This window comes from Synechococcus sp. PCC 7335, assembly GCF_000155595.1.
GTDB lineage: Bacteria > Cyanobacteriota > Cyanobacteriia > Phormidesmidales > Phormidesmidaceae > Phormidesmis.
Genome location: NZ_DS989906.1, coordinates 70,103 through 91,627, shown reverse-complemented (window position 1 = coordinate 91,627; position 21,525 = coordinate 70,103). Strand labels below are relative to the sequence as shown.

Sequence of the window (21,525 nt, the reverse complement as noted above, 5' to 3'; positions counted from 1 at the left end):
TGATAGACGCCGCTTCCTACCGTAATATCTCAGTCTCACACCCAGCTCCCAATTGAGACTACGATACGGCTATGCTTAGCCTAGAGCCGTTTAATCATATTTCTACAGCTCCATCCCCTGGCTGCGACTTCGTTGCTTAGCAGGCTCGACCTGCTGCCACCTTTCCACGATCGCTTTCTCCTTAGTCAGGACTTCAACCGCATCAGCTTCGGCCTGCTGTGCCTTCTCCACTGCCCTCTTCCCATCCACCGTCAACTCAGCGACATACATCACACTCGCGTCCTTCCCCTCAGTCCGTTTGAGCCGTTGCGCTGTTGCTCCCTGGCCGACGACTAAAGCCACTTGCTTCAGCTCATCTGTGGTCAGCGAACGGCCCTCACTACGCGCTGATAGCTCACCAACCATCTGCCTTGCGACAAAGCGGTCACAGTCCGTCGCAGAGCTGCCCTGGTACCCTGCTGAATACCGCTGATACTGCTGTTGGTAGGGCGCTCGTGCTACCAAAGCTCGGTGTCTAGCACTATCGGCTTTTCGGCTAAGGCTTCGAGTAAGGCTCGCTGCTGTTCTTTGAGCTGGCTGACCTCCTCGCGTAAGGTAATCACTTCCTCGTACACGGGTTTCAAAGCCGCTTGCAATCCGCTCTCCAGCGCAATCGCCAACGTGTTCGGATTGATCTGCACCTCGTAGGTCTCGGGCGGGTTCGGTACTCTTCTGTTGCTGGGCATCTGGGTTCACCATCTCAAATAACGTTAGGAAGTCGCTCGGATTCTTTTTCGCAGCCGAGCGCTGCGCTTTCTTATACAGGGCGGCTCTGTCCGTTGTGTATAAACTCAAGCTCGACTTGGCCCGCGATACGGCAACGTATAGCCCTTCTTTGCTGAGCGTACTGTCTATCGCAGCGAGCACCCGGTCTGCTGTCTTCCCCTGGCTGCTGTAGGTCGTACTGACTAGCGCATAGTCCAAGTACTGCTGCCCGCGCAAACTGACATCCAGCCGTTCCCCTTTCGGGTCGCGTAAGGTGGCACTACCGGACGCATCGACTGATTCTACCGTGACTGTCTGACCGTTCCGCGCCCCGGCGACGGCTTCGTTGCGCGTCCAGCGTAGCTGCTCACCGGGCGCAACCCTCAGCTGCTGCACCTCATAGGTGGTCTTCTCGGCACAGGTGGCCGGGTCGAACGCAAACGTTCTACCATCCGCAGCAGCTAGCGTTAGTCGGTTGGCTGCAATGTCCAAGCCGACTACACGGTACTGTTCGCGGCGCTGCATCCCATAGCGGCGGTAGTCTTTGACAGGCACAATCACATCGTTCAGCGCGTAAGCACAGGCATACTTCAACTGTGGCTTCGTGCGGTCTTTGGCACGTAGAGACCCCATCTTGAACGTGTCTTCACCGAGCGTTCCTTCCCGCTGTAGGGCGCTGCGAATGGTGCCTGCTAGTGCTAGCCGTTCTCGGTTCGTACCGCTGAGTATTAGCGTCTGCTGCCTCTCTTCAGGCGATAGCCGGATGTAGTCACGGGTGATGGCTAGCTGGCGAATCTCATCATTCTCGACTTTGCTGATCATTCCAGCTCTATCTAGTGTCTCTAGTCCTTCAAGCTGCTCACCTGCGGCTAAACACACTACCGCCGTTTGTAGCGCCTCGGTCTTCTGCCTGCGCGACTCTTCTAGATAGCAGGTAGCTACCCCAGCTGACTGCAACGACCGGAAGGGGTTACCTGCTTCTACTGCCGACAGCTGCCGCGTATCTCCAACTAGAATGACTCGGGCCTCGTTCACCTGCGCTTTCTTCAATAACGAATGAGCATCTTTCGCACTCAGTAGTCCGGCCTCATCAACAATCCAGATTGCTTTTTTGTCGCTGTCATCTCTATCTTGACTATGCAGCAGACGAGCTACCGTACTGCCTTCGATATTGGTTTCTTCAGCGAGAACATTTGCCGCCTGAGCACTGGGCGCATAGCCAGTCACTTCATACCCCTGTTCAGTTGCTAGCTGGGCGAGTAGTTTGAGACTGTAGGTCTTACCTGCTCCGGCTACACCCTGCCATGCAATCAGCTGGTCTTGACTGATCGCCGTCTCTAGAATGGCGAGGTGCTGTCCTTCGGTTAACACCGCGTCTGTTTCTGCTACCGTTGCGGCAACAAATGCACTGGCGTCTGATAGCGGTGCGATCTCTGCGACCTGCCCCTGTCCCTGCTTCATCATCGCGATCGTATCGAGTTCTCTTTCGATTGCTGCTTCAGTCGTATACAGCTCCTCGGCAGGGACGAGATCAGTCTGGGAAATTGCACTTTGTAGTTCGTCAAACGAGTGTTCTCCGAGGTGATGTTCGAGCACAAAACGCTCTACCTTCTCTCGCTTGAATACGCTCTCCCGTTCAGCCGCATGACTCACGCCTTCGGTAGCAGCATTCATTAATTTTCCATCCACTGCTACCTGCACTTTTTCCGAAAGGGTAGGGAGAGAATTGGGAATCTCAGGTAGTTTAACTTCACCTGAAGAGATCGCACTTTCCCAGCCAGCGAGCAACACTTCTCTAGGTACCGATTGCTTCTTCAACCGGGTGGCTAAAGTCGCCTGTTCCTTTTGCTTCGGACTGAGCGGTTTACGTCCTTCCGCCTGTAGCTTGGCTTCCCACTTATCGATGTACGCTTCTATCTGTCGGCTGCGCGTACTGAACAAATTAAGTAACGGCTGCTCGTAGCTTTTGCACTCGAATAGTCCGTTGCCTTGCGGGGCGATTTCATAGCCAAGTTGACGCAGCTGCACAGCTAGTTCATTTTGATAGAACTCACCAAGCAGCTTCCTATTTTTGACTATCTCCTCATTCGCCATACTCTGCCAGCGACCATTCGCTAATTGAGTGGAGTTGATCACCACACAATGAGTATGCAGCTGCGGGTCTTGTTCTCGACTCGTCTCATGCCGAAACGTCGCCGCGATAATATTACCTGTCGTTACCCGCGAACGGATGCTGGGACCATGCCTTACTCTGGTCTGAGCGTATCTACTTTCGAGTACTGATAACACAGTACTCACTGCCTGGTCATGCGCTTTGATCACTCGCCTATCTTTTTGAATTAATCCTGCGATCGAAACACTTTTCGGCGCACTAAATGTATAGTCGGTTGCTGCCCGATGCTTCTTTGGATCTATCTTTTGTGAATGTAGCGACTCTCCACTCGGCGTCTGACCGTAGAGAAGCTGTTGAAAGGCTGATTGATCAACTGGCCCTGAAAGACCTAAAACAGCCGCTCCTTTCCCTTGCCATTGGGTATCCGATTGCAGGTCTGGATCACCCTGCGTATAGTAGTCATCCTTCTCGTAATAACTGCCTGCGTGCTCAGCCTTAACATTCGCGTTTGTGAGCATTTTTCGTTGTTTCTGAAGATTGTTGCTTCTATTGCAGGCATAGTAACATCTTGAGTGCAATCGCGGCCCCTAACGGGCGTCTTGTCTGACCTCTTGCGAAGCCCGCTCGCGATTCGTTGTGACACAGTTCCAGACCACCTATGAGCGGGCGTAGCGGCTACTTCCGAACCAACTTAGTCGGAGAGATGTCGTCAACTTTTTGGAAGAAATGCAGTGGGTATCAGCCTCAGAGAACAACCAAAGTTCTGCTATAGTTCTGACCAATTCGGATGCCTGAACTTGCGGCTATCTCACTATATTTATGCCTGATAGCCTGCATCTTTAGAACGTATTTGCTACTGGCGTTAGGTAAATCAGACAGAACTCTTTTTGGAAGATAGTGGATAGAGTTATCTTTTTGTATCCTTTTGCAAGCAGCGAGTTTTGCACCTAAGAATGAGCTAACGCCCTGCTATAGCAGTAATATAGCTAGAGTTGTTGACCTCTTAACTGTCTGTACCCCTGAACTGATACCTCTATTACTATATTTGTTCATTTAAATTTACACAGATGCACCAGATGCACTTCAATTAGCTTGCTAATATTGGCTCACAATTGTTGAATACACTATGACGCAATCTCTTTATTCCCGGACTCAGGTTGAAGAGTGGCAATCTAACTTAGTGAAGATTGCTGAGCAACCGCGAATGACCTTCACTAAAAAAGAAGCCATCGAAGAAATTATTGACACTATTGAGATAGCACTAGCTAAACGGTCGTACCGCGAAGTAGCTAGCGGCTTGAAAGAGTGGGGCTTGGACATCTCTGAAAGCTCGTTGAGAAAGTACGTTTCCCAGTATCGAAGAAGGCATCAGCCAGAGCCGACAGTAACAACAGTGACGCATAAGCGAGACACTAAGACGAAGAAGAAAGCCAGTAGTAAGCGCTCTAAGTTGAACAATTATTCAACAGTAGAAGCTAAAGCTCAGACAACCGTTCCCGAACAACCATCGCCATCTACGCGATTGAGTGAAGACGAGACAGCTGGAAGTAATTTCTCAGCCGTAGTAGCAGAACCTGAGACAACTGTTCCTGCACCAGCATCACCGACTGCTGCTAAGCAATCGTTACCATCTACGCGATTGGGTGAAGGCAAGGCAAATGGAAACGACTCCTCAAGCGTAGTAGCTACACCTGAGCCAGTAGTATCTGAGTCAGTACCACCGTCTACGCGATTGAGTGAAGGTGAACCTACTGTCAACAATCGTCCACCCACAGAAGCCACATTAGAGACAACCGTTTCTATACCAACTACGCCATCTAAGCGATTGGGTAAAGGCAGACTGATAAGCGATGACAGTTCTGGGCGTTACCCAGCCGGACAGGGCGAACCTCTTTCTATTAATGAAGACTTATGAGTAACCAAAAAATGACGACTGATGCAGCACAGATTGTGACTGTCGTACCAACCATCGAAGCACCGATAGTAGAAACCAGTATTTCACCATTGATTCTCTGGGTGAGTGGCGGTAAGGGTGGCGTCGGTAAGACGACAATGGCTCGCATCCTCACAGACCTACTATCGGACAACTTTGATCGTCTATATGGATACGACTGTGACCCGATTAATCCACAGTTCAAGCGCTTCTATGGAGCGGAGTATCTACCGCTGACGAACCGTGATAGAAAAACCGTAGATATCGCTGTAGAAACCCTTGCAGAACGTATAGAAGCCAGACGGCATGACTGCATTATCATCGACTCGCCTGCGGGTGAAGTAGACATTCTGGGTCAGCTAGAGAAACGATTCGCGTTCATCAGTAATCTCAAACACATGGATGCTAGACTCACTCGCATCTTTGTTATGAGTACGACACCTGAAAGTGTCAACTTGTTACAGCGTTCACTCGACGATACGCAAGGGCTACCCGTTGGTCATGTCGCTGTTCGCAACCTGCACTTCGGTGGACCGCACTACTTCGAGACCTACAACAACTCAAAAACCAAGCAGCAGCTCGAAGAGCGTAGGGGTAGAACGATTAACTTTCCCGCGCTCGGTGAGATTGCCAGCGATAGCATCGATCAGAACAGTCTGACGTACTCTGAAGCGATAGAGAAAGAGAGCGGTCTGCCGATGATGCGGCGTTCAATGGTTTATCAATGGCGAGAGAACGTGCGTGAAGAGTTTTCTAAAGCTGGTCGTCTACTAGGTATGAACTGATGAAAGAAAGTCCATTAGAGCAGCTTTTGAAAGGTCGCTCGCCAGAGTTCAAAGATACTGTCCGCGCCTTAGTCCAGCAATACGACATCGATGAGACGGACCCGACCTTCATCTTGTTAGTGGGAACCTCTACCTTAGAAGCACTGCTAACGAAGTACCCACAGCAGTTTGAAAGTCTATTCATCAGTTTACTGGCCCAGATGAATCAGCGGTGGGAAACGTTGCAACAAGAGATTGCTTCGGTTACCCATACGGCTTCTGAGAAACTAGCAGCAGACTGGCAGCAGCTACACCTCAAACTCAGTAGCTCAGCAATGGATACGGCGACGACGGCTCACAAGATTGACAGTCGGCTGCATGAGGTCAAGGAGCTGCTCGATACCGAAGTAAAAAAAGTAGAATCTCTCCTACAGCAGCAACGCGAAGGACTCCAGAAAGCAGCGGCGACTGAACAAGAGACAATTCGCGTCCAGGCCGGGACGCAAGCTGAACTACTCACTACCGTATTCGAGGGGCAGGCGAAAGAGCTAGAAGTGCAAGCGGGTAAGCTCGCGGCTCATGCGATCGCCACCGCGCAGGCTAACATGCAGCAGCAGATAAAGGAGTTCAACAAAGGTATCAAGTGGAAACACTACCTGGAAGCGGCAGGTCTTGCCTGTGGCTGTGCGGCGCTGCTGATGGCAACCTCATGGACAACGGCCTGGGTCTCTCGCGGTCGAGTCGAGAACAATACCGTTTGGTCGGACATCGAACGCTGGAATGGAGATGAGCTACAGGCTTGTCTGAGAGCCAGAACGCCGACTTGCAACTTTCATATTGAAAGGCCAAAGGAGACCGCTCAGCGGAATTGATAAGATGCAATCGACCTATTACATCCTGAAAGATAAACAAGTAGTGCCTTGCCAAGACATCGAGGTTTGGCAGCGGTTCATGAACTCAACCGAGCGCATTGTCGGCTCTGAAACAGCGGGTAAGTTTGGGGTGCATACGGCTTTCGTCGGCGTGAACCTGGGAAGTGAGTTCATGCCGAAGTTCTTTAGAACAACTATTAGTGGCGACGATGGCCAGAATGATCCTTGGCTAGCTGAGACCTGGGACGAAGCAGCGGCCAAACATAGAGCCCTTATTCGCTCTTCTATCTCGTTAACTGAGTTAGATGAGCGAATGGCCGCTGGCGAAGTCTCTGGTGCTAGGGTGGTTGACTACTCGATTCTGCCGGATGATGAGCTGCGGTTTGTTCTAGTGTCGGAAGCAGCGGCTATCAAGCTAGTTCCCGATTCGCTGGAGAACTGGACGAGGGAAGGCCGGGTGATTACGTTTCACCCACGCAGAAACAAAAAAACAGTCACCGAAGTGACTGATGGTGATCTGTAGCTGGTGAGACAAACCTATTCCTGAATCTCGACGGTCACAGTCAGGCCATAAAGCTGAGCAATCAGGGTGTTCGTGGCCGTGCTCACCCGGCGTGTGTAGGCTTTCGCCAGCCTCTTATCGTCGAATAGTACATCCATTGACGAGCCAGTCAGGTTGACGATCACGCAATCATAGAGCTGCGCTAGCTCTATCGCTTGCTGTAGTTCTGCATTCATTGTGATGGTTGAGAGCAAAGGAAAGACAAAGGCTTTCTCTCATTCGCTCTGCACAAAGTGCAATCTCAAAAAGAAGCCGCTGATTAGCGGCAAGGTGAGGGTTTGATGAGAGGATTATTGTTCTTCGGGTACGGAGACTTCCACGGACCATTCATGCTTTTCTACCACTAAGCCAGGGTACTCTCGGTTTATATAACAAACATAGGAAAGCACAGTCTGTGGATGAGGGAAAAAGACCTCGAATCCCCTAGTATGTGACTCAGTAAGGTGTCCGCCGAAAACCTCAGTAGCCCAGCCATCAGCAGATTCCAGTTGAGACTTTAGTTGATCAGTCATTAGAATTCCTTTCGAGGAAGGGGTAAACAAATGTCTTCCTCTATTGCCTCAGAGCGCAGCTCCCAGAAACTTCAGCCAATAAAGTCCCAGTCTGCAATAACTCAGCAGCAACCAATGAACTACATCCCCTTTTCCATCAAAGGTTATATCGACTGGCGATCGCAATTCTTAAATGAAGGTGATCGCTTTTTCCTATCTCCAGTTGACAGATGGTGTACTCTTCGATGATCTTCTGTAAGATAGGCTCAAAGAAGCTGATAAAAGCACCTGTAACATCTGCTAATAGCAACAACTATCAGATCGGATTGCCATATGATTGACAATGCACCCAGCGTATTGCTCGAAAACCTTGGGATAATAGGCTTGGTAGGACTACTGGTTTCATATTTTCTATATGATAATGAGAAAAAGTATATAAGAACGCTTGCGAAGTGTCTTTATGGAATTTCTGGAATCATTGCCTACATTGCTTTTTGTCTTTCAGATAGACCGCCATTATGGATGAAATGGCTAACTACTGCTGTACTGCCATATTATCTGTGGTTGCTACTAGCGAAATGGCGATTCTTCAGCGACGACAGGAAAATGCCTGAGCCTGGAGCTAGCTTTTCTGCAATGCCTCTCCTATTTTATGCCTTTTTCCTTCTGGTCTTTGGGCTTATAAAAACGCTTCTTGAAATTCTGCAATCCTAAATGTCGGTACCTCTGAGCGCTTCAGGACTGTTAGCTTCTATTTCGACCGATGAGAAGCCTATTGAGAATCCCTGTTCGTATCCCCACTGGTAAGCAGAGATTGCGATGAATGGAGTCATTAGCCCTAGCAAAATTGCTCCAGCATATAGCTTGTTCATGAATTAAGTGTCTCCAGATTGCAATATTTGACAACAAGGCCGTCAAGACGAAGGCAACCTATCGTAGGGTGTCTGGAGATATCTGACTGGAAAATTAAGGAGGTTAGCAGGATAGAATGATGGTTAAGCTCAATAGCAAACAGACGAAAGTCTACAGGCAGATATGGGCGAAACCGACTACTAAAACTCTCAAATTCTCGGACGTAGATAAACTGTTAGCAGCTATAGGCTGCAAACGGACTACAAAAGGAGGGGCCAACGTCGTTTTTGAATACGACGGTCATACATGGGGAATGCATCCGCCGCATCCCCGACCGCTGGTAAAACCGCCTTACGTTCAACAGATCCGTAAGTTTTTAGTAGATAGCGGCATCAAGCAACTGATAGAGGAAAACAGCGATGATTAGTTCCTATACCTACAAAGGCTACCGTGCCAAGTTCGAGGTAGAGCCAGAGGATGAGACCATCTATGTCACTGTAGCTAATGCACCCAAGATTCACAATATGACTGAGGGGGAAACGATCGCTGAGGCCAAGGCTGCTTTCGACGCGATGATTGATGAGTATCTAACTGCTTGCACTGCTGAAGGCTGGGAGGTACAACAGCCCCTATCTGCCGCTCTGGCTTAATGAGTTTTATTGTTTTATGGATATCCTCAGCTAGTGTAAACCTCAAGAGCAGAATAACTCACGAATCCAGACTCAATCCTAAATCATTAGCGAGCTGAAGAAATTGCTGCTAATTTATTGGTCCAGCCTTTGTGAGAAAAGTCTGACACTCTTCCTGCGATATTGGTGGTACAGGGTCAACCACTAAATCCTCTGTCTTCACTGGCTTGGGCAGGGCCATGATTGGATCGTAGTCATAATCAAGTACTATGGCAATGCTCAGTATATCAACGTCTGCTGCACCAGCCAGCAAATCTTCTACAGGAAGATCGTCAGCGCTATGTTTGGTATCCATGAGTGGTTTCCAAAATTACTAAGACTATAGTAGAGAACCATTCGAGGATTTGCTACAGCTTTGATAGATATCTTCAGGACCAGCGCTAGTCCTGAAGATATCTCACCAGCGTTTATGCGGCTGACAGGAGCAGTGGTTGATCAGCAGACCATCGCTTCTGCAACAAATGCAGAAGTCTCACCGCTGAAACTAGGTAGAAGTCACGGGCAACAACCGAGCAAGCGATCGCCTCATCCGCAATGGCCTGTCTAATTGACGGCAATACTTCTGCAAACAGCTGCTCGACTACCGCTTCGACCATCGGTGTCTCAGGCAGTTCGGATGGGAATTCACTGCTGTGGGTCAGGCGGTAGCTTACTTTGGTGTATCCATTGGCGATCGCAATCGTCCCTTGTCTAGTAGCACGTCCCAATGCAATCGCCCGAGGCGCGAGCCATAGCAATAGACTGAGCCACTGCGAGAACAGCCAAACGGAAACTAGCAGCATGGCGAGAAATGGATTCTCTTCGCTAGCAAGTGTCGCACAAACTTGAGCGAGTGTGACTGGCTCTTTGTCTTGCAGCTGGCCATGCAGGGACTCCCAGACAATCTTATGCGACAGTTTGTACTGCTGTTTATCCGTCGAAAGCTCAGATGCGATCGCCCGAGCCTGTTCTTTGGCAGTTTCTTCGCCAAGTGCAGCAAAGCACTCGGTCTTCAATTCTTTGATAGTAGTCATTGGTTTAATGTCCTTAAATGTGTCGTAGAAGCCATCCGCAAGCTGAAGTGGAATGCTTGAGATGGCTTATTTTCATACTCTCCAAGCAAAGCTATTGCGATCGCCTATTGGAACTCTCCAGTAAGCGATCACAATAGCAGCGGCTAGTTGCCAATACCGTTCATGTCGTTAAGCAGCTGGAACTTTTGCTCTTGGGACAACTCGAAGTCGTTGATACCAATTTCGGCCAATTTCTCTGAACAGGCTTGGGCAAAGCCGTCAATCTCGGTGTATCGGGTCGTGAAAATACTACCGATATCAAAGACGACCTCTTCTTCATCTTTTTCTTCAACCTGCATGAAGAAGGTACTCGTTGGGCGATCCCATCCGAATGAAATCCAGTACTCCAGGTCGTTTTCAGACTTGTGTTCAACGATGTGGCGACTCATGATGTTTTCCTGTTGTGAACTTCAGCAATCGAAGTCCCGTCATTCATTCGTTGCGTAGCAAAAGCATTCACCCATAGTGACTAGAATGAAAGTAAAAAGTGGGTAATCGGTATGGTGGAAGAGTCAGGTGTTCCCTGCGTCATTGAAAGGCATGGACAAGAGCTGCATGTCATAGTAGAGACCGAAGCAATTGCGATTAGCCTTATGCCCGACCCACCGGGTATCTGGATGCGACAAGGCAACCACGTAGTCTGCTCTTTAAGCGGGAACAAAAATATTAGTGACCAGCAAAAGGCCAGCCACTAACTTCTTCAGCCTAGAATAGAGACGACAACGGTTATCTGTGAGTCTGTTCTAGAGATTACGGTCAGATTGGCTTGAGGAATATTGACCAGCTCATTACTAGGGTCTTCAAGCATCTGCGTAAACAGATCTAACATCTCTTGGTTTTGGAAGATAACGACTAGTCCTTGTTCCGTGAGCCTACCAACACGGGCACCGATCGTCATTGCATATGTCGTGACCATTTGTAGTGCTGTTGGGTCCATCTTTTGACCTCAAAATATTGTGCAACTGTGAGCAGGAAAACAAGTAATCGTTCTTCCTCATTAGCTCGGCACAAAGTGCGCCTATCTTCGACCGCTAGCGATCGAAGATAGGCGCTGTGGAGGCTTAATCGCACTTGGCGGTAGTGCCAGCAGGGATGTCGTAGCGGATGGGTCTTTCTCCAACCGAGACTCCCCAGAATGCGCCGTTGAACGTAATGCTCGACGGGCCTTCAGGGAAGACATACCCAACTCTAGCGATCTGTTCGACAGGGAGAGTCTGTTCGATGCGAGCGCTGGTCTGGTCTGGTGCTGTGATCTGGAGAGAAACCAGATCCACATAGCCAAACTGCTGAGTCAGCTCCACCAGCGCTACAGACTGTCCGCCTTTACGGATGCAGGCAGCTTCTAGGGTGGCGCGATCCGAGTACTCGTGAATGAAGGAGGCCGCTACTACCTGCTGCGCTATCGCTGGCAGCGTCAGTACAGTAGTCGTTAACGCGATCGCCAGTCTCTTTAGATCAATCATTGTGTGTCCTTTTGAGGGTAAATGAGAGAAAGCGCAAAACGTTCTCTCTCATCCGCTCAGCGCGAAGTGCGCTCATAAAGGAACAGCGCAGTCCAATTGGACTACGCTGCGCTGGCTATCTGGTATCGGTTAGAAGGGACTGCTGACCTCTGCACCCAAACAGTAGTCAGGCGTGGTCATGCTTAGGACGTCGTACTCAGCGGCTGTGATTATCCGGTAGCTGAGAAGCTTCGCTGCATATTGCGAGTTCTCCCACCTGTAGAAGTCGCCGTCCCACTCGCCTAGAGAACCGAAGAACTTGGCTGCAATCGTCTCAGCTACATCTGCACCTGTTTCGCCGTCCTCGACGTGGGCGATCGCGTAGCACTTACGCATTTCGTGATTGGCTACTACGGTACGAATCGTCACCATGAGATAGGAAGTGGCGATCGGAACAGTCGTAACGGCCTCTAGTGCAGATGAGCAAAAGCGCCTCCGTTTGAAAGTTGCCACTGGCAGATCGGCAAATTCGATCGCCACGGTACCATTTTCAACAGAAGAGACATAGCCGAAGCGTCCGAACGATAGCAAGCGGTGGTCGGCAACCTTTACTAGCTGACCGATAGTGAAGTTAGTAGACATGATGAAAGACCTAATTCGTCATTAGGTCTGTGCAAAGCACGGCCACGAACTGTTCGCTCATAGAAATCTGCTATGGGCAAACGATAAGCGTAGTTAAATTTTATGATTTGTCGAGCCTTCTTGAACCATCATAAGTATGTTTAGAAGGTAGAAATTTTTGAGTAAATGATAAATCTACGTCTGACATCGGGAACTCGCTGGTTCTATCTCTTCGCTGTCCTTCTTATGCCCGTAGCAGTCGTCGCTTCAAGACTTGGACAAGAAGTCTTTCTTGCCCAGGTGGAGTATTGGATGACAGCTAGCTACGGGGGCTATTTTTTATTCGGTCTAATTGATGTAGCCAAAGGTTATTCGGAAGAAGATCTAGAGGAAGCAGAAGTAAAGAAAGAGAATAGAACTCTGCTACTGCTCTATTACCTGGCATCATTTGCTCTGGCGGTTTGTGGTGGCCTGATGGTTATCTTTGTCTGGAATGGATTAGCCGATCAAGTAAAAGAAATATTCATGAATGTTAGTGAGAGTTTATATCCGCTGTTATCTGCGGCTACCTTCGCTATGCTGTGCCTAATTGCTTTCATCGGTGCATGCGATATTACGTCTGCTTATTTTAAAAAATTGACTTCTTCTCCTAGTTGATTTTCAGCTAAATCCTCTAAGGGCCCATACTACTTTCAAAAGGCTGATACCTGAGCCTAGACGCAAAATATGAGACAGTGGAATTTTCTTAAAAGGAAGTCTCGAATCGGCTCAATGCAAATTGAACCATCAACGGATAGCGAAGAGACAGGTCAACCACAACCAACACCCTCAGTAAAAGGGCGACTGGTAGGATGTATAGTAGTCCGACCAACTGGTGAGGCTTTATTTTACTCTTATAAAAATGAGAAATCCTACTACACCTATAACGAGTATGCAGAATGGCCGGGAATGGTATGTGAAGCCGAAGTTGACGGCCAGTTTGCTTACAAAATATTTGTAGAAAATACTGGTACAGGAAAAATTGTTGAACTGCCTTCTGTAGAAGTTATCCAGCAATTTCCTACGAGTAAGGATTGCCGTTGCCCTTTCTGTATGCTCGAACATCAGGAAGCTTTAGATCCAAGAAGCGCAATTCTTCGATGAGCCTAGATTCACACAGCTAATAGCCCATACCGCTATCCTTCTGCTTCTGAGCTTTCTTCGCTGACTGACCGCGCTTGATAGATCGAGGTCGTGCTTTCGGCGGCTGGTTCGATACCGCTTTGTTGGTCTGCTTGCTAGGCTTATCGGTTGTACTTTGCTCTGCCTGCTGCAACTGCTGCTGCCACTTCGGGTTGTTGCGCGAGAGTGCGGCCATCACCCCTGTCGCTACGCCCGATTGTCTAGTCGGCTGGGGAGTATTAGCAGGTTGCTGGCTAACCCCACGAGCGGCGATCGCTGCCATCACTCCAGAGGGTTGATTGACCATCTCTTGAGCTTTGGTAGGTTGCGTCTGGATCGGTGGAGATTGAGAGGCCACAGTCAACTGCGCGGGTTGTTCTACTGCCGTTTCAAACGGTTGTATCCGACCGCGCTCATAGGTACCAAGCGGCTGTACGTTTAACCCCCATAGCTCTTTACCTTCAACTCGCGCTTGTGTCAGCTGATCGAAGAACGGACTAGAGACAGACTTTTCCGCCTCGGCCCAACGCTGGATCGCACCAGGCTTAGCCGCTAGTTTCTCATCTAAAATGTGCTGGCCCTGCACCCGAAGCGCAACTTGTTCTCTGCTGTCTTCGGCTTGGGCAATCAGGATATCGCCTGCACGAATGCCGTACTCAGCGTAAGGTTCACCATCAAGCGTTAGATGCCGACGCCCTTCACTCATCGCAGCCATCTCTGCGGGCGTTTGTTCTATCGTCGGCAGCTCCATCAGGTGCATCCGCACAACGGTAGCAAGACTGCCATCTTTGTTGTACACACTATCGAAAGCTGCCATAAAGGTATGTCCTTCGGGCAAGACTCGCTCTACCGCATTCGAGATATAGCCCAGGTGCTGAAACTCGCCAGTCGATTCGGCTACGGAGACTGACTTTCTCTGTACGCGCTGTTGCTTCTGATTGATGAACTCGTGCGTAGCGAACTGTACAGTACGCGGCCCATCCGCTACCAGCGCAGTCGAGTTCTCGACCCGTGATAGTAAGGTAGAGAACGATTGCAGCTGCCTCTCTAATTGCTCTGGGAAGTGCTGCATCACCAGATTGCGTCCACCTACGGACTTTCGCCATAGTGCGACCGCCTGCTCTTTTTCATGTACCTGCGGGTCTTTCCCTTCTGGTACTGCAAACGCTTGGTCTAGGTACTGGTCCAATTGCGCGTAGATTAGCTTGGAATCGTTCTGCTGTGCCCACGGTACCTGCGTGGTCAGATGCGGAGCCTGAATGACTAATGAGCTAGATTTCTCGAAGCGTTCCTCTAACTTGAAGCGTTTAGCTGAGGCGGCATCTACATAGCCCATTGGTTCAGTGCGGCGCTGGCCTTTGGCATCGACTACTCTCAGTTCGGCGGGAAAGCGTTTACCCGCCGCTTTCGCTTCACTGTTGTGGGTAATTCTAATCGACCAGTGCGGCTGTGCGCCTTCGCTACGCCAAGGGAAACTGCCCTGAGTATCATCTATATTCTGCAACGTGAGCTGACGGTTACCCGCTGCGATTACCTGTACCGTAGGCCGATGATCCTCAGCTCGACGCTCGCGGTGTCTATCCTTATTTTCTTTTGCCTGTCCCGTTAGATGGTTAGACGTTTGGATAATCTCGTCGGCTCGGCGGCGCTGTTGGGGGGTCTCTCCTTTGGGGAAGAGATCTTGAAACGCCTCGTTCCTTCTCTCTTGTAGAACCGCACTATCGTACTGTTCGTTGACTAGCTCAGCGCCCCACGATACGGGTTCTTCGAGATTTGTTGGCATGCCTTTGCCGTTTTTATAGAGCCATGTACTCTTTCGATGCTTCCTAAAGTGGTCCTCACTGTAGCGCAGCGCTTTCATGAAGTCGTGAACCTCAGTATTGATGCCCTTAGCACTTTTGGCAGTATCTACCGCTGTCTGTAGATTGACGCTACCAGGGCCGTTTGCCACTTCTGATAGAAAGAAGGAGGCACGATCTAGAGACTCTTCAATAAACTTTTCCTTTGCTTGTGGCTCTAGGAACTTATTCAACTCTCCACTAGAACCTGCTATCTTTGCAATCTTCTCCCTGTATGAACCAGAAAAGCCCTGAGAAGATAGCCACTCGTCACTAGGAATGTGGATCTTGTCCTTATGGTCTGTGGGTAGGTCTGCTTGCTTGAGTACCTTAGAGAAGTGCTCAGATGTTCGATGGAGAAGCGACTGCATTCTTGACTCAGGCGCATACTCTAGTTCGTTCGCGAGTGCCTGCAACGACATACAGGCGTTCGCTACCATTCCAGTCGGGTTGTCTGCGGTAATACTCCATGCCCGCCAGGTTGCCGCTGAATACGTCTCACCTTCTCGCCAACTGTGTTTCTCTTTCTTCTGCTTGACAACCTGCGGCGGCTTAACGTCTGGTGCGTTCTTCTCGATAAACTCTTTTACTGCCATCGGATAGTCAGCAGGTGCTATCACTTCAGCTTTCTCCTGCTCGTAGCGTTCGATCATCTCCTCGAACAAATCACGAGCATACCCGTACTGCTGATCTGGTTCTAGGTCTTCTACATCCGCTAGCTCGTCTCGCAGCTTTTCTGGCAGGTTCTCTACCGTCGCCGTGTAGCCGACAAAAAAACCGTTCAGGTCACCATCAAAGTCGGTGATTGCTACTTCCTTTGCTGTATACGGTGGTAGATAGGCGACACCCTGCTTAGCGAACGCTTCTTTGTCCTGCTCTTGAATAATCTCTCTGTTGTTGATGGCGATCGCTGCTGCCCCAACATTCGGGAAGGGCGAGCGATAGTACGCCACGATAGCCCCGTGCGGTAGGTCTTTGTTACAGACTTCCCACGGCTTCAACTGGCTGTGGTGCTGGGCCATCGCTGAGGGGACCGACGTACCATTCGTAGCCAACCGCTTCCATTCGCCGGAGACATGTCGGTTCAAGCCTCTGACAATATGCGCCTCATCGCTTAGTTGTCCAAACGTATCGGCAGATAGCGCGTTGTATAGCCAGTCTGGTTGACTCGGGCCGGACGACTCAGACTCGTTGTCTTGGTAGGGTCGTAGGTTCTCTTTGTCCTTCTGTTCTAGGTAGCGCTGACTGAGCGCATCGTAGTCATCCGCAACCGCCGCTAGTTGTTCGGCTTTCTCTTGGACTATCGGGTTGATCTCGTGCCGGGTTGCCTTGGGTATGGTGTACTTCACCTGCGGGCCTACGGTCTGCTGGCCGTACTTAGCCATCGCTTTTCGATTGATCCAGAAATCAGGAACTTTCTGAATACCTGGTTTCGAGAAGCGGCCATCATCGCCTTTGATGTCGCTAACAGAGATAATCGCATCTACCTCTAGTCGCTCACACCATCGACTACTCGACACCGTACCTTTGGCGATACCGGGCAAGCTAGGACTCGCCGCTCTAAACTGATAGACACTACGCCGTGCTAGCGTCCTTTCCTGCTGTTCCGCTGCATCGATAGAGGCATTGGCCTGGGCAGCTTTAAGCGCAATCTGTTCTTTCTCTTCGACTGTCAGTAACGACTGCATCGTCCGCTCAGAGACAAGCATCGTACCGTCGCCCATCTTGTCATAGAGCGCTGCTAAATGCTCACTACCGGGTGGTCTCTCCTGGTCGTCAATCACGAGAATACGCGCTGACGAGAGTGTTGTAGACGCAAACCCGTCTGAAGTTACTAAGCTGCCATAGGCAACCGCGTTATGCGCGGCCTCTTTGCCACCATTATGCGCGGCCTCTTTGTTATCTGCATAGATCGGTGCAACCGTCTCGCTACCTAGCGTCATCAGCTGCGCGGTCTGATAGTCGGTGAATAATCCTTCACTACCATTGCTACAGACCAAATACCTACCTTCTGCTTCCAACTGAAGGCGATCCGCATCGTGAACGCTCTCGTAGAACTGAGCTACTGAGAAGCGTCTTTCGGTATCTATGTGGTTAGTTTGGCACCAGTATTCAAGATAAGAGTTCTCGATTTGTTTAATAGCGGGTTGCCATTGCCCATCAATAACAACCTGAATGGGCTTACCCGTCTTGATATCAAACTGGTCGGCCTGAATCATTTGCTAATAAAGTGTGGGCCTTCTGATAACCGCAGTTTAAGTAAGCGCATCGTAAGCCGCAAAATACGCTTCTATATACGCGAACTGTTCCTCTGTTGACAGAGGTGGTCCTTGGTAAGCTGCTGCCTCTCTTGCAGCCATCTCTTCTTCTGTTGGCATTGGCGTGAATTCATGATTGCTATCCCGATCAATATCATCATCAAGAACGCCTGCATCTACCAGGTCATCGATACTCGCGCCACCCGCTAGCTGTTCTTCAACAGATAGGTCGCTCGTCGCGTATTCGTTCAGTTCGGCAGCACGGCCATGTAGCGGGTTTACTCGTTTGCTCATAGTTACCTCGGTTTGTGGTTTCATCATACTCATTAGGAAAAGGACAAATTGTATCCGTCAAAAAAGTTAAGGGTTCAAAACCACGTTATGCGATTCTCCTCTGCAATGAAAAAGACAACCTACCCGGCACGATGCCGAGTAGGTTGTTATTGCGCTCAGAGGGCGATCAATAAGCAGCTTTAGTAGGGGTGACTCGCTGCGATCCGCTCCTGGTAGCAGGCATAGTTGGCAACGGATAAATGCAGCGGGAGATCGTTCAGCTCACCGATAAGAGCGAGGTAGTACGGCTGCTTGAGCTTCAGCGTCTTCTGATCCCAGTACCGCAACAACCAGCGTTTGGAGTACCGCAGCAAAGCCTTCTGTTCGCCTTCCGGTTGCGTCTGGATGTAGTAGGGAATCATCGCCGTCATACCGAAACCGTGAGCGAGCTGCTTGATACGGTTGAAGTGAGTCTTAGCGGTGTTAGAGCTGGTTGCCTGTGGCTTTCTAATTCGTGTTTCAGTTGTATACATTTCCAATGAACCAAAAACATCAGGCGCTCTTTGCAAAGCAAAAGGAGACCCTTGCCAGTCCTCTACTGGCAAGGGGGTCTCTGGTTAGCTGCCGATGCCGAACAAATCATCAAGTAACTGAAACTGCATCGATTCTGAGATCTCGAAATCAATGCCTGCTGCTTTCAACTGCTTGGAGCATTCTGCAACAAACTTATCGATATCGGTAAAGGCATCGTTGAAGATTAACCCTTGACCGATATCGAAGATGGTTTCTTCAGGATGATTCTTGTCTTCAGACACTACCTGCATGAAGAAGGTACGCATCGGAGGAACTGGATCCCAGCCGTAGCAGATGAGATAGTTCCTATGCTGAACGCAATGCCGACTCATATTGGGTACCTATGGTGGACTACGACGGACGTAGCCTCGTTCAGTCCGTCGTTGCAAAGCAAACAAAAGCAAAGCCCACCTGAATGATCAGGTGAGCTGCTTTACTATCGGCAACTAGGAAACAGTTGCTAGCTGCTTCCACTGTTTAGCGGGCAGTGTCATCACAGTTGAGCCAAGCTCCTCTAGCTCGGTTGCACGGTCGTAGGATTCTACGTCTTGAGCTGTACGGGTAACTGCATTCAGCAATCCCCATTGACTCAAGTCACCTCCTCGAATCAGATGCTGAAGGACTCCCGAACTTTCCACTTGTTGTAACTTGAACTTACTCGTGAGTACTTCGACCGTCTTCACAGGGTTGCCCTCGATCCGGCGCTCGGTCGTGTCACGCATCTGTGCAACTAGCTTCTCGAACTTTGTCCGATCTACCGCGTCACGAACCAAATCCTGAACCTTCAGGAAGAAAGCAGTATTATCCGCTTCCAACGTTTTGTCTGAGAACAACTCGTATGCGTCAGGGGTATCCGCAGCAGCTCTCCCCAGGTGGGTAAAGCGGTTGCGAGCGCTGCGATCAGGTGAGACCATCCCGTTGGTGCAGACCAGGCGGTAGATCAGTGGTTCGACCCGCAGGGAACCCATGCCAATCTCTGAGTTCGAGATGCACACCCCTGCTTGAACTGCATCACCTACTTTCACATCGGCCTGAATGCGATCGGTGACTACCTTCAGATACATGCGAGTTTCGGTCAACTCGCAAGATACTACCCGCGCACCCTGCATCTCTAGCAATGTCGGCAACACTGCTTCTGCAAGGTCAAAGTTGTCTAGGCGACGGTAACGCCGGCTCAAGAATGCACGAGCATCAGTCCCTAATGTACGAATCATCCGTTGCTCAGGCTGCTCTTGGAACCAATGGTTTACGTTTGCTTGCAACAGCTGAGGCGCTTCCACGCGCATCCGGTCGTAATACTTGGCCGGAATGCCAATGCGATCGCCTATCTGACGGTGTGCATGAGGTGTGACGTTGAATGGCTGAGCGTCAGGAATCGCGAGCTGGCCTGTAGTAGTCATCTCCAATGCGCGAGTATCGGCTACAAAGTCTTTCTTCAGCGATTGCTGAGACTCAAGTGCTTGTGCCATCTCGGTCAATGATTTTCCAGTTTTCATGTCTTTATCCTGTTGTGGACTTCGTTGAGAAGCCCTTGTCAGATAGTCTTTGCGAAGCAAAGGGCGTCCAATTGAACAAAAAGGGAAACCCCTCTCTCAACAGCTCAGAGGCTATCGAGAGAGGGTGCAGTCTATTGAGTGCAACCGTTGGCTGTGTTCACGTTGGCGATCGCCAACGCTGCAATTGCGTTCCAGTCATCGTCGTTTTGCCACTCGGACGACAGCAGCTGATTGTTGGCACCGCGCAGACTAACGGCGAGCGTCTTGTCGCCAGTTCGCAGCTCCTTCACGTAGGTCTTCAGCTGTACTGGCTGTGAGAGCACTTCCGGTGAAGTAGCTGCACAAGTAGCCAGAATCGTTTTGCTGAAGAAGCAATCGTAGCCGCTCTCGAAGGTAAAGACACTGCCGTTGGCTTTCATCGTTAGGTGAAACTTGCGAACTTCCTGGCCGCGACGCTCAAGCATCGGGAAACTGATTTGCAGTATCCGTCCGGTGAAGACGGGTGGCTGCGTGATCGCTTTGTCACCTTCGAGCGTGTACCAACCATCGCCGTTGCCTTTAGTGATGTTGCTGTAAACAACTTTTCTGTAGTCGCTGAAGCCTTCGAGCGCAGTCGGCTGAGATAGGGCTTCTACGGCTGATAGCATCTGTTGTAGCAAGGCAACTACGTCTGGGACAATGGGATTATGGGTCATGGGTTGAATCCGAATGAACTTCAAAAAGTCGTTGCAAAGCAAAAGCCCACTACAGGAGTTGCAGCGGGCGGGTTATGGGCGATTAGAACGGGATCGCCTCTTCATAGAGCCGACAGGTAGCCGCGTAATCTTGAGACATCTGCTCCAGTTCAGCGACGGCGCGAACGGTGCAGAAGCCTGAGCTGTACTGGGTAGTGCCGTCTGCGAGACGCAGTTGCCGCCCATACTGCCAGTTCACGCACTGAGCGCAGACAGGCGATGCGGGCGGTGTGACAACCAATGGTGTTTCGTCGGCTGTCCAGAATGCTCGATTGTCGTCTAAGGCTGCTCGACGTTCTTGTTCGTACTGGCACTCAGCACTGTATTGATCTGTAATCATGGGAAGTCTCCTAATGCTTCAGACCGCCGCTGCAAGGCAGCTTCAGGCTGATGAGAAAACAGTCCTACAATTCCTTCAATATCTTCCCTACAAGCCGCTTATTCTTCAAAGCCCGAAGCAGCACAGGCAGTTTCTTCTGGTACAGTTTGGCAAGTTCTGCAACAACTTTGGCGTCCTCTGGCGGTATTCGTCCTGCTAGATAGCTCAGCTCAGTCGCATCTAACTTTAAGTGCTGAGCGAGCTGTCGAATGACGGCTACTTTGGGAGGATACGCCGAACTGTTGTTTTCGAGTTTGGATAGGTAAGTATGGTGAACCCCGACTAGCTGGGCTAAAGAGCGCTGGCTATGGCCTTTCTTGACTCTTTGTGCTTGAATGCGTTGTCCGAATGTTGTATCGCTGGATGTGTGTCCTTTGTTGTTCATATGCGTTGGGTGGAGAGAGCGCCCAAAACCGTGGGAAACGTTGAAAACTCGTTGAGTAGTACAAACGATTTTCTAGAGGCTTTCATGCCAAATATCGATGTTGACTGTGGATTGTGATCGCTAAATGCCAAGCTGAGAAGGTGTATCATATCATCAGAGATCAACCAATATCCGGGCGGTGTCTCACCACGCATTGTGGCGCTCTCTGGTCCTCTGTTCTGTTCTACTCAGACGTCGAAGGGAAGATGGTCGGGGTAATCACAGTGGGGGGACGATTATCGTTTCTCCATGCC

At 50.0% G+C, this 21,525-nt stretch carries 28 protein-coding genes; 10 read left to right on the top strand and 18 right to left on the bottom strand.

From position 1 onward, the window contains the following. Nucleotides 1-102: 102 nt before the first annotated feature. The gene (gene mobF / locus S7335_RS23625; protein ID WP_006458658.1) at nucleotides 103-3,375 is read right to left on the bottom strand and encodes a MobF family relaxase; all 3,273 of its coding nucleotides are present in this window, start codon (nucleotides 3,373-3,375) and stop codon (nucleotides 103-105) included. Nucleotides 3,376-3,983: 608 nt separating this feature from the next. Between mobF and S7335_RS23620 the strand changes: the two genes are divergently transcribed. From S7335_RS23620 to S7335_RS23605, 4 genes are read left to right on the top strand one after another with little or no spacing between them, the layout of a single operon-like run. After that, a complete protein-coding gene (locus S7335_RS23620; RefSeq protein WP_006458544.1) occupies nucleotides 3,984-4,772 on the top strand; it encodes a hypothetical protein in 789 nt (262 codons plus the stop codon). After that, on the top strand, nucleotides 4,769-5,575 hold the full coding sequence (locus S7335_RS23615; protein ID WP_038020027.1) for a hypothetical protein: 807 nt from the start codon (nucleotides 4,769-4,771) through the stop codon (nucleotides 5,573-5,575). Before S7335_RS23620 ends, S7335_RS23615 begins: the two co-directional genes overlap by 4 nt. After that, entirely contained in the window at nucleotides 5,575-6,426 is an 852-nt protein-coding gene (locus tag S7335_RS23610) for a DUF6753 family protein (protein ID WP_006458657.1), read from the top strand. The genes S7335_RS23615 and S7335_RS23610 overlap by 1 nt, the downstream gene beginning before the upstream one ends. 4 nt (nucleotides 6,427-6,430) lie before the next feature. Next, the gene (locus S7335_RS23605) at nucleotides 6,431-6,949 is read left to right on the top strand and encodes a hypothetical protein (RefSeq protein ID WP_006458689.1); all 519 of its coding nucleotides are present in this window, start codon (nucleotides 6,431-6,433) and stop codon (nucleotides 6,947-6,949) included. A gap of 14 nt (nucleotides 6,950-6,963) precedes the next feature. Here S7335_RS23605 and S7335_RS23600 read toward each other — a convergent pair whose 3' ends face one another. Both S7335_RS23600 and S7335_RS23595 read right to left on the bottom strand, forming a co-directional pair. Then, nucleotides 6,964-7,164, bottom strand: coding sequence for a hypothetical protein (locus S7335_RS23600; protein ID WP_006458536.1), 201 nt, complete (start codon nucleotides 7,162-7,164; stop codon nucleotides 6,964-6,966). A gap of 114 nt (nucleotides 7,165-7,278) precedes the next feature. Then, on the bottom strand, nucleotides 7,279-7,500 hold the full coding sequence (locus tag S7335_RS23595; RefSeq protein WP_038020024.1) for a hypothetical protein: 222 nt from the start codon (nucleotides 7,498-7,500) through the stop codon (nucleotides 7,279-7,281). A gap of 312 nt (nucleotides 7,501-7,812) precedes the next feature. Between S7335_RS23595 and S7335_RS23590 the strand changes: the two genes are divergently transcribed. Beyond that, the gene (locus tag S7335_RS23590) at nucleotides 7,813-8,193 is read left to right on the top strand and encodes a hypothetical protein (protein ID WP_006458656.1); all 381 of its coding nucleotides are present in this window, start codon (nucleotides 7,813-7,815) and stop codon (nucleotides 8,191-8,193) included. Here the strand turns inward: S7335_RS23590 and S7335_RS28185 are convergent. Further along, nucleotides 8,190-8,351, bottom strand: coding sequence for a hypothetical protein (locus S7335_RS28185; protein WP_157620708.1), 162 nt, complete (start codon nucleotides 8,349-8,351; stop codon nucleotides 8,190-8,192). The two genes, S7335_RS23590 and S7335_RS28185, sit on opposite strands and share 4 nt — an antisense overlap. Before the next feature lie 119 nt (nucleotides 8,352-8,470). Here S7335_RS28185 and S7335_RS23585 point away from each other — a divergent pair, with 119 nt between their 5' ends. Continuing rightward, nucleotides 8,471-8,758, top strand: a complete 288-nt coding sequence (locus S7335_RS23585) for a type II toxin-antitoxin system HicA family toxin (protein ID WP_198011493.1) — start codon at nucleotides 8,471-8,473, stop codon at nucleotides 8,756-8,758. Continuing rightward, nucleotides 8,751-8,981 (top strand): hypothetical protein, encoded by a 231-nt coding sequence (locus S7335_RS23580; protein ID WP_006458511.1) that lies wholly within the window; start codon nucleotides 8,751-8,753, stop codon nucleotides 8,979-8,981. The genes S7335_RS23585 and S7335_RS23580 overlap by 8 nt, the downstream gene beginning before the upstream one ends. 109 nt (nucleotides 8,982-9,090) lie before the next feature. Here S7335_RS23580 and S7335_RS23575 read toward each other — a convergent pair whose 3' ends face one another. The 3 genes from S7335_RS23575 to S7335_RS23565 form a co-directional block, all read right to left on the bottom strand. Then, nucleotides 9,091-9,315, bottom strand: coding sequence for a hypothetical protein (locus S7335_RS23575; protein WP_006458699.1), 225 nt, complete (start codon nucleotides 9,313-9,315; stop codon nucleotides 9,091-9,093). Nucleotides 9,316-9,427: 112 nt separating this feature from the next. Further along, nucleotides 9,428-10,033 (bottom strand): hypothetical protein, encoded by a 606-nt coding sequence (locus S7335_RS23570; RefSeq protein ID WP_006458671.1) that lies wholly within the window; start codon nucleotides 10,031-10,033, stop codon nucleotides 9,428-9,430. Nucleotides 10,034-10,176: 143 nt separating this feature from the next. Beyond that, entirely contained in the window at nucleotides 10,177-10,461 is a 285-nt protein-coding gene (locus S7335_RS23565; protein ID WP_006458566.1) for a hypothetical protein, read from the bottom strand. 111 nt (nucleotides 10,462-10,572) lie between these two features. On the opposite strand from S7335_RS23565, the gene S7335_RS23560 reads away from it, so the two are divergent. Then, nucleotides 10,573-10,767, top strand: a complete 195-nt coding sequence (locus S7335_RS23560; RefSeq protein ID WP_006458573.1) for a hypothetical protein — start codon at nucleotides 10,573-10,575, stop codon at nucleotides 10,765-10,767. A gap of 5 nt (nucleotides 10,768-10,772) precedes the next feature. On the opposite strand, the gene S7335_RS23555 is transcribed toward S7335_RS23560, so the two are convergent. The 3 genes from S7335_RS23555 to S7335_RS23545 all read right to left on the bottom strand — a co-directional run bounded on the left by S7335_RS23555 (nucleotide 10,773) and on the right by S7335_RS23545 (nucleotide 12,156). Then, nucleotides 10,773-11,009, bottom strand: coding sequence for a hypothetical protein (locus S7335_RS23555; RefSeq protein ID WP_006458502.1), 237 nt, complete (start codon nucleotides 11,007-11,009; stop codon nucleotides 10,773-10,775). A 124-nt stretch (nucleotides 11,010-11,133) separates the two neighbouring features. Then, a complete protein-coding gene (locus S7335_RS23550) occupies nucleotides 11,134-11,535 on the bottom strand; it encodes a hypothetical protein (protein WP_006458570.1) in 402 nt (133 codons plus the stop codon). Between the two features lie 129 nt (nucleotides 11,536-11,664). Beyond that, entirely contained in the window at nucleotides 11,665-12,156 is a 492-nt protein-coding gene (locus S7335_RS23545) for a hypothetical protein (RefSeq protein WP_006458558.1), read from the bottom strand. 225 nt (nucleotides 12,157-12,381) lie between these two features. Between S7335_RS23545 and S7335_RS23540 the strand changes: the two genes are divergently transcribed. Further along, a complete protein-coding gene (locus S7335_RS23540; protein WP_227500113.1) occupies nucleotides 12,382-12,792 on the top strand; it encodes a hypothetical protein in 411 nt (136 codons plus the stop codon). Nucleotides 12,793-12,906: 114 nt separating this feature from the next. Beyond that, complete coding sequence (locus S7335_RS23535; protein ID WP_038020020.1) at nucleotides 12,907-13,278, top strand: hypothetical protein; 372 nt, start codon at nucleotides 12,907-12,909, stop codon at nucleotides 13,276-13,278. A 16-nt stretch (nucleotides 13,279-13,294) separates the two neighbouring features. On the opposite strand, the gene S7335_RS23530 is transcribed toward S7335_RS23535, so the two are convergent. The 8 genes from S7335_RS23530 to S7335_RS23495 all read right to left on the bottom strand — a co-directional run bounded on the left by S7335_RS23530 (nucleotide 13,295) and on the right by S7335_RS23495 (nucleotide 21,232). Then, on the bottom strand, nucleotides 13,295-17,353 hold the full coding sequence (locus S7335_RS23530) for a hypothetical protein (protein ID WP_006458534.1): 4,059 nt from the start codon (nucleotides 17,351-17,353) through the stop codon (nucleotides 13,295-13,297). 36 nt (nucleotides 17,354-17,389) lie between these two features. Continuing rightward, nucleotides 17,390-17,686: a hypothetical protein gene (locus tag S7335_RS23525; RefSeq protein ID WP_038020018.1), complete on the bottom strand. Its 297-nt coding sequence runs from the start codon at nucleotides 17,684-17,686 to the stop codon at nucleotides 17,390-17,392. A gap of 179 nt (nucleotides 17,687-17,865) precedes the next feature. Further along, nucleotides 17,866-18,270, bottom strand: coding sequence for a hypothetical protein (locus tag S7335_RS23520; RefSeq protein ID WP_006458538.1), 405 nt, complete (start codon nucleotides 18,268-18,270; stop codon nucleotides 17,866-17,868). Nucleotides 18,271-18,282: 12 nt separating this feature from the next. Beyond that, nucleotides 18,283-18,570, bottom strand: a complete 288-nt coding sequence (locus S7335_RS23515; RefSeq protein ID WP_038020015.1) for a hypothetical protein — start codon at nucleotides 18,568-18,570, stop codon at nucleotides 18,283-18,285. Nucleotides 18,571-18,684: 114 nt separating this feature from the next. After that, entirely contained in the window at nucleotides 18,685-19,734 is a 1,050-nt protein-coding gene (locus S7335_RS23510) for a DUF932 domain-containing protein (RefSeq protein WP_006458676.1), read from the bottom strand. 131 nt (nucleotides 19,735-19,865) lie between these two features. Next, nucleotides 19,866-20,429: a hypothetical protein gene (locus tag S7335_RS23505; protein ID WP_038020013.1), complete on the bottom strand. Its 564-nt coding sequence runs from the start codon at nucleotides 20,427-20,429 to the stop codon at nucleotides 19,866-19,868. A gap of 82 nt (nucleotides 20,430-20,511) precedes the next feature. After that, nucleotides 20,512-20,808: a hypothetical protein gene (locus S7335_RS23500; RefSeq protein WP_006458494.1), complete on the bottom strand. Its 297-nt coding sequence runs from the start codon at nucleotides 20,806-20,808 to the stop codon at nucleotides 20,512-20,514. 64 nt (nucleotides 20,809-20,872) lie between these two features. Further along, a complete protein-coding gene (locus tag S7335_RS23495; protein ID WP_006458661.1) occupies nucleotides 20,873-21,232 on the bottom strand; it encodes a helix-turn-helix domain-containing protein in 360 nt (119 codons plus the stop codon). Between the last annotated feature and the right edge of the window lie 293 nt (nucleotides 21,233-21,525).

What these genes read in the sequence shown, in the direction of transcription:
- mobF (WP_006458658.1), bottom strand. Translation starts at nt 3,375, where the DNA reads ATGCTCACAAACGCGAATGTTAAGGCTGAGCACGCAGGCAGTTATTAC.
- S7335_RS23620 (WP_006458544.1), top strand. Translation starts at nt 3,984, where the DNA reads ATGACGCAATCTCTTTATTCCCGGACTCAGGTTGAAGAGTGGCAATCT.
- S7335_RS23615 (WP_038020027.1), top strand. Translation starts at nt 4,769, where the DNA reads ATGAGTAACCAAAAAATGACGACTGATGCAGCACAGATTGTGACTGTC.
- S7335_RS23610 (WP_006458657.1), top strand. Translation starts at nt 5,575, where the DNA reads ATGAAAGAAAGTCCATTAGAGCAGCTTTTGAAAGGTCGCTCGCCAGAG.
- S7335_RS23605 (WP_006458689.1), top strand. Translation starts at nt 6,431, where the DNA reads ATGCAATCGACCTATTACATCCTGAAAGATAAACAAGTAGTGCCTTGC.
- S7335_RS23600 (WP_006458536.1), bottom strand. Translation starts at nt 7,164, where the DNA reads ATGAATGCAGAACTACAGCAAGCGATAGAGCTAGCGCAGCTCTATGAT.
- S7335_RS23595 (WP_038020024.1), bottom strand. Translation starts at nt 7,500, where the DNA reads ATGACTGATCAACTAAAGTCTCAACTGGAATCTGCTGATGGCTGGGCT.
- S7335_RS23590 (WP_006458656.1), top strand. Translation starts at nt 7,813, where the DNA reads ATGATTGACAATGCACCCAGCGTATTGCTCGAAAACCTTGGGATAATA.
- S7335_RS28185 (WP_157620708.1), bottom strand. Translation starts at nt 8,351, where the DNA reads ATGAACAAGCTATATGCTGGAGCAATTTTGCTAGGGCTAATGACTCCA.
- S7335_RS23585 (WP_198011493.1), top strand. Translation starts at nt 8,471, where the DNA reads ATGGTTAAGCTCAATAGCAAACAGACGAAAGTCTACAGGCAGATATGG.
- S7335_RS23580 (WP_006458511.1), top strand. Translation starts at nt 8,751, where the DNA reads ATGATTAGTTCCTATACCTACAAAGGCTACCGTGCCAAGTTCGAGGTA.
- S7335_RS23575 (WP_006458699.1), bottom strand. Translation starts at nt 9,315, where the DNA reads ATGGATACCAAACATAGCGCTGACGATCTTCCTGTAGAAGATTTGCTG.
- S7335_RS23570 (WP_006458671.1), bottom strand. Translation starts at nt 10,033, where the DNA reads ATGACTACTATCAAAGAATTGAAGACCGAGTGCTTTGCTGCACTTGGC.
- S7335_RS23565 (WP_006458566.1), bottom strand. Translation starts at nt 10,461, where the DNA reads ATGAGTCGCCACATCGTTGAACACAAGTCTGAAAACGACCTGGAGTAC.
- S7335_RS23560 (WP_006458573.1), top strand. Translation starts at nt 10,573, where the DNA reads ATGGTGGAAGAGTCAGGTGTTCCCTGCGTCATTGAAAGGCATGGACAA.
- S7335_RS23555 (WP_006458502.1), bottom strand. Translation starts at nt 11,009, where the DNA reads ATGGACCCAACAGCACTACAAATGGTCACGACATATGCAATGACGATC.
- S7335_RS23550 (WP_006458570.1), bottom strand. Translation starts at nt 11,535, where the DNA reads ATGATTGATCTAAAGAGACTGGCGATCGCGTTAACGACTACTGTACTG.
- S7335_RS23545 (WP_006458558.1), bottom strand. Translation starts at nt 12,156, where the DNA reads ATGTCTACTAACTTCACTATCGGTCAGCTAGTAAAGGTTGCCGACCAC.
- S7335_RS23540 (WP_227500113.1), top strand. Translation starts at nt 12,382, where the DNA reads ATGCCCGTAGCAGTCGTCGCTTCAAGACTTGGACAAGAAGTCTTTCTT.
- S7335_RS23535 (WP_038020020.1), top strand. Translation starts at nt 12,907, where the DNA reads ATGCAAATTGAACCATCAACGGATAGCGAAGAGACAGGTCAACCACAA.
- S7335_RS23530 (WP_006458534.1), bottom strand. Translation starts at nt 17,353, where the DNA reads ATGATTCAGGCCGACCAGTTTGATATCAAGACGGGTAAGCCCATTCAG.
- S7335_RS23525 (WP_038020018.1), bottom strand. Translation starts at nt 17,686, where the DNA reads ATGAGCAAACGAGTAAACCCGCTACATGGCCGTGCTGCCGAACTGAAC.
- S7335_RS23515 (WP_038020015.1), bottom strand. Translation starts at nt 18,570, where the DNA reads ATGAGTCGGCATTGCGTTCAGCATAGGAACTATCTCATCTGCTACGGC.
- S7335_RS23510 (WP_006458676.1), bottom strand. Translation starts at nt 19,734, where the DNA reads ATGAAAACTGGAAAATCATTGACCGAGATGGCACAAGCACTTGAGTCT.
- S7335_RS23505 (WP_038020013.1), bottom strand. Translation starts at nt 20,429, where the DNA reads ATGACCCATAATCCCATTGTCCCAGACGTAGTTGCCTTGCTACAACAG.
- S7335_RS23500 (WP_006458494.1), bottom strand. Translation starts at nt 20,808, where the DNA reads ATGATTACAGATCAATACAGTGCTGAGTGCCAGTACGAACAAGAACGT.
- S7335_RS23495 (WP_006458661.1), bottom strand. Translation starts at nt 21,232, where the DNA reads ATGAACAACAAAGGACACACATCCAGCGATACAACATTCGGACAACGC.